The sequence below is a fragment of the Gemmata sp. genome (genome assembly GCF_051859125.1).
Taxonomy (GTDB): Bacteria; Planctomycetota; Planctomycetia; order Gemmatales; family Gemmataceae; genus Gemmata.
Map to the genome: position 1 here is coordinate 1 of NZ_JBHYGG010000187.1, position 4,452 is coordinate 4,452.

Here is a 4,452-nt window from a genome sequence, read left to right on the forward strand (position 1 = left end):
CCCGTTCCTACGGGGAGAGGTCGCGACCCGGCTCTGCGGGTCGCGGGTGAGGGGCTGCCACGCGCACCCCCCACCAATCGCGTCACCGGTTCCGGAGCCGACTCTCGATCCACTGGCCATAGCAAGAAGCCCCCGGGTTTACCCGGGGGCTTCGTTGGTTTTCACTCCGCGCTCCGCGTTCCGCACTCCGCACTCGGATTACTGGTTGAACACGAACTCCTTGGTGTTCACCAGCGCCCAGGTGATGTTCTCGTAGGCGGTCTTCTTGCCGGCGGCCGGGTTGGTCGGGTTCTTCGCGGCCTGTTGTTCGACGTGCGCCAGCGCCGCCTTCAGGTCGTCGGCCGTCGGCTTGCGGCACAGCACCCACAGGAACAGCTCCTCGACCTTCTCCGCGTCGGGCCGCTTGTCGGCCGCGGCGGCGAGCTTGTCGGCCCGGCCGCCCGAGCGGGTGATCTTCCCCTGCACTTCGTCGCTGTTGAGCATGTGCAGCACGGCCGCGAGGTTCGCCTCGTTCACCCGCTCGCACTCGCACGCGCTGATCCGCTGCGGGCGGCCGTTGACGTCGAGGAAGTACGACGAGAACGACTCGTCCGGGAGCATGATGGCCCGGGTCGGCGCGTTCTTGTCGGCCGGGAGCCCGCCGAACCGGCTCGGGCTGTCGGTCGCCTGGCACAGCGCGTCGAGCAGCACCTCGGCCTGCAGCCGCTTCGGGTAGTACCGGGCGTAGGCCTGCTTGTCGGCCTTGTTGAAGTCGTTCGGCGTGCTGCTGAGCTGGTACGTGCGGCTCTTGCAGATCGTCTTCACCAGCGCCTTGAGGCTGTACTTGTTGTCGACGAGGTTCTTGGCCAGCGCGTCGAGCAGTTCGGGGTTACTCGGCGGGTTGGTGATCCGCATGTCGTCGAGCGGGTCCACGATCCCGCGGCCGAAGAAGTGCGCCCAGTACCGGTTCGCGACGGTGCGGGCGAAGTACGGGTTCTTCGGGTCCACCATCCAGTCCACGAGCTTCTGCCGCGGGTCGTCCTCGGCGGAAACGTCCAGCGCCGCGCCGTCGAGCGGCTTCAGGTCGGCGCTCTTGCCGGTCCGCTTGTTGGTGACGGCCCCGGTCGCCTTGCTGAACACCACCTGGAGGTCGTTCTTGCGGTCGCCGCTGCCGCCCGGCATCGTCACGTTCTTGCGGCCCACGCGGCCGTAGAACGCGGCCAGCCCCCAGTAGTCGTCCTGGCCCCACTTCTCGTACGGGTGGTGGTGGCAGTTGGCGCACGCCATCCGCTGGCCGAGGAACACCTGGCTCACGTCGTCCACGAACTGCTCGGGCTTGTCGATCTCCTTGTACCACACGGTCGGCGGGCTCTTCCGCTCGTCGCCGGTGGCGGTCACCACGGCGCGGACGAACTCGCTGTACGGCAGGTCGGCCGCGACCTGTTCGCGGATCCACTCGTGGAACGCGAACGTGCCCGCGGCGCGGGTCGTCTCGGCCCGCCGCTTGACCCGCAGGATGTCGGCCCACTTGTTCGCGAAGTAGTACGCGTACTCGGGGCTCTCCAGGAGCCGGTCCACGAGCTTGTCGCGCTTGGCGGCGTCCTTGTCGGCGACGAAGTCGGTGACCTGCTTCGGCGTCGGGAGCGTGCCGGTCACGTCGAGGAACACGCGGCGGATGAACACCTCGTCGGTGCACAGGTCCGACGGCACGAGGCCCAGCTCGCGCCACTTCTTCTGCGTGTGCTCGTCCACGACGGTCTTCGCCGCGAAGTTCCACTCAGGCGTCTTTACGCCGAGGGGGACGGTGGCGCGGAACACGGCGACCATGCCCTGGTACCGGGCCATCACCGCGGCCTCGCCGCTCATTGTCAGGGTCCGCACCAAACCGTTCGCGTCCACGGTCGCGATCTCGGTGTCGTTGCACTCGTACTGCGCCCGGCGGGAGATGTCCTCGACGGTGCCGTCGGTGTAGTGCGCGTACACGGCGAACTGCTGCCTGGTCCCGCGGCCCATGACGCGGTGCTCGGGGAACACGGTGATCCTGGTGACGGTCGGGTCCTTCTCGGTGCCCCACGGCATCCCGGCCCCGATCCACCGCCGCACGAGCTTGTACTCGTCGGAGTCGGGCTCCATCTTCTTGCCGCCGCCGTGCGGGGCGCGGCCGGTGGCCTTGGTGAGGAACAGGCTGGCGTCCGGGTTCGCGGGGAACATGCGGCGGCCGCGGCCCTCCTTCACGAGCGTCATGAAGTCGAGGTCCGGCTCGAACCCGAGGAGGGACAGGCGGAACCCGTTCTGCCCCGCGAGCTTCCCGTGGCACCCGCCGCTGTTGCACCCGAGCTTGGTGAAGATCGGCACGACTTGGTTGGTGAAGTTGAGCGGCAGGTCGTCGCCCATGTGGGTGACGCCGAGCGGCACGCGGGCCGTCTTGTCGCCGTAGGTGGCCACGATCTCGGTGGTGCCGTTGACCCGCGGGAGCACGCGGCCGGTCGGCAGCACGGCGGCTGCCTTCCCGTCGGCGACGGCGTACTTCGCGTCGTGCGTCAGGTCGACGACGCGGCCGTCGGTGAGGGTCGCGGTGAGCACGAGCTGCGTGGCGGAGTCGGCCCCGATGAGCGACACCTTCTGCGGGTGGATCGCGAGCGCCTTGATGTCGCCGGGGGCAGGCAGGGGCGCGTCGGCGGCGAGCGAGCGGGTGTTGGCGGTCGCGAGGAGTGCGACCAGGGCGGCCGCCAGGAGGCGGGTGTTCGACATGTGAAGAGACCCTCAGGAGGGCAGAAGGCGGGTGGGAGCGCAAGCGCTGCGGCGGGAACGGTCACCGTCTGGTGCAATTGTCGCCGACGGGGGGCCGATGTGCAAGGGGCTACCGCGATCGCGTGACTCTTGGCGAGCGGGGGGCGTGAGCCCCCCGAGGAAAGCGCGAAGAGAAGAACTCGGGGGGCTCACGCCCCCCGCTCGCCAAATCCCGGTCACTTCTTCCCGAACTCGATGGCCCTCACGAGGTCCAGGTCGCGGGTGCCGACGGCCCGCACCTGTTCGGGCGTCACCGCGACCGTGACGCCCATCTGCTCGCCCCCGGCGCCGGCCAGCAGGTAGAACGTCTGCACCACGGGCAGTTCGTCCATCTTCCCCTCGGCGGTGAGCCGGTACAGCCACCGGCCGCCGGTGACCGCGACCTCGCCGTCGGCCAGCACCTTCGACTGGATCCAGCCCGGCGCCTCGGCGACGGCCTTCTTGAAGTCGGCGGCGGCCATGTGCTTGCCGGGCTCGGCCGGCCGCCACGCGCTGAGCGTCGCCTGCGCCACGAACCCGCCGCGGTCGACCAGCCGCACCACGAGGTGCGCGTCGGTCTGGCCGGTGACGTGCCACTCGCGGGCGTGGACCAGCGCGTACCGGCCCTTCGGGTCGGCGTGGCGGATCGCGGTCAGCGCGGCCGGCACCTCGCCCTCGGGGATCTTCGCGACCGCGGCGTCGGCCAGCTCCGCCGGGAACTCGGCCACGGGCTCGCGCTTCAGCGTGACCGTCGCCTCGACCTTCGACGCCGGGCTGACCGGCCCCTGCTCGCGCTCGTCCTTCTGCTTCCACATCAGTGAGGTAACGCACCCGGCGGCGACGTCGAACGTGCCGGTCGCGGTGACGGCCAGCACCACCTTCGCGCCGTGCTCGACCCCCTCGGCGGTGCCCTCGACGGTGAACGTCGCGACCCCGTCCTTCACGTCGAGGAGCTTGCCCGTGAGGTCCGCCTTGAGCACGGCCCCGAGCAGGCACGCGGCCTGGGTCGCGGTGTCGGACACCTTCCAGGTGTCGCCGACGCTCGCCGGCGCGCCCGGGAGGAGCCCGCCGACGCACTGCGGGTTGAAGTGCTCGGTCACGAGGTCGAGTTCGTCGCGGCTCAGCGGCCCGGCCGGGCTGAAGCACACCAGCCCGTCGGTGGTGCGGCGGGCGGCGATCAGCCGGCGGTCGGCGGGGAGCGTGCGGCCGGACTTCTCGCCGGCGACGGCGGCCGTTGCGGAAGCCTCGCTGTACGCACGGGCGGTGCTGCTGGGCATCCCGTCGGTGACGACGAGGGTCCGCTCGGTGAAGGCGTGCCGGGCCCTCGCTTCGAGCCGGGCCGACTCCTTCTTCCCGTCCAGGACGAACAGGAGTTCGCCCTTCAGGTCGAGGTCGACCGCGGCCCTCGTGCGGACGTCGGGGCCGACCTTCTCGGTCAGGTTCACCGGGTCGGCGGCGGGTGCGGGGCCGGCCGCGAGAGCGAGCGCCGCGGCGGCGAGAGCGACGAATCGGGTCATGTGCGAATCCCCGGCGGGCGGTGAAATACCCGGGGACTAGAACCGAACTGTAAGCTATCGGTCAAGACCGACCGAGGACCGGGCGAACCCCGAGCGCCAGCGAGGGGGTAGGCGCACCCCCACCCAGGCGCGCCGGGGTCGCCCCGCCCGCCCAACCCACGAGAGGGGCCCCAAGGCCCCCCCGGCG

2 protein-coding genes are annotated in these 4,452 nt (G+C 70.7%); both read right to left on the bottom strand.

What is annotated here, in order from left to right:
• Positions 1–198: 198 nt before the first annotated feature.
• Positions 199–2,730 (bottom strand): DUF1549 and DUF1553 domain-containing protein, encoded by a 2,532-nt coding sequence (locus ACTIGN_RS16450; RefSeq protein WP_439625730.1) that lies wholly within the window; start codon positions 2,728–2,730, stop codon positions 199–201.
• 215 nt (positions 2,731–2,945) lie between these two features.
• Positions 2,946–4,265, bottom strand: a complete 1,320-nt coding sequence (locus ACTIGN_RS16455; RefSeq protein WP_439625732.1) for a hypothetical protein — start codon at positions 4,263–4,265, stop codon at positions 2,946–2,948.
• Positions 4,266–4,452 lie beyond the last annotated feature (187 nt).

Bases quoted from the DNA above. Each gene is read 5' to 3' on its own strand.
- ACTIGN_RS16455 (WP_439625732.1), bottom strand. From the start codon at position 4,265: ATGACCCGATTCGTCGCTCTCGCCGCCGCGGCGCTCGCTCTCGCGGCC.
- ACTIGN_RS16450 (WP_439625730.1), bottom strand. From the start codon at position 2,730: ATGTCGAACACCCGCCTCCTGGCGGCCGCCCTGGTCGCACTCCTCGCG.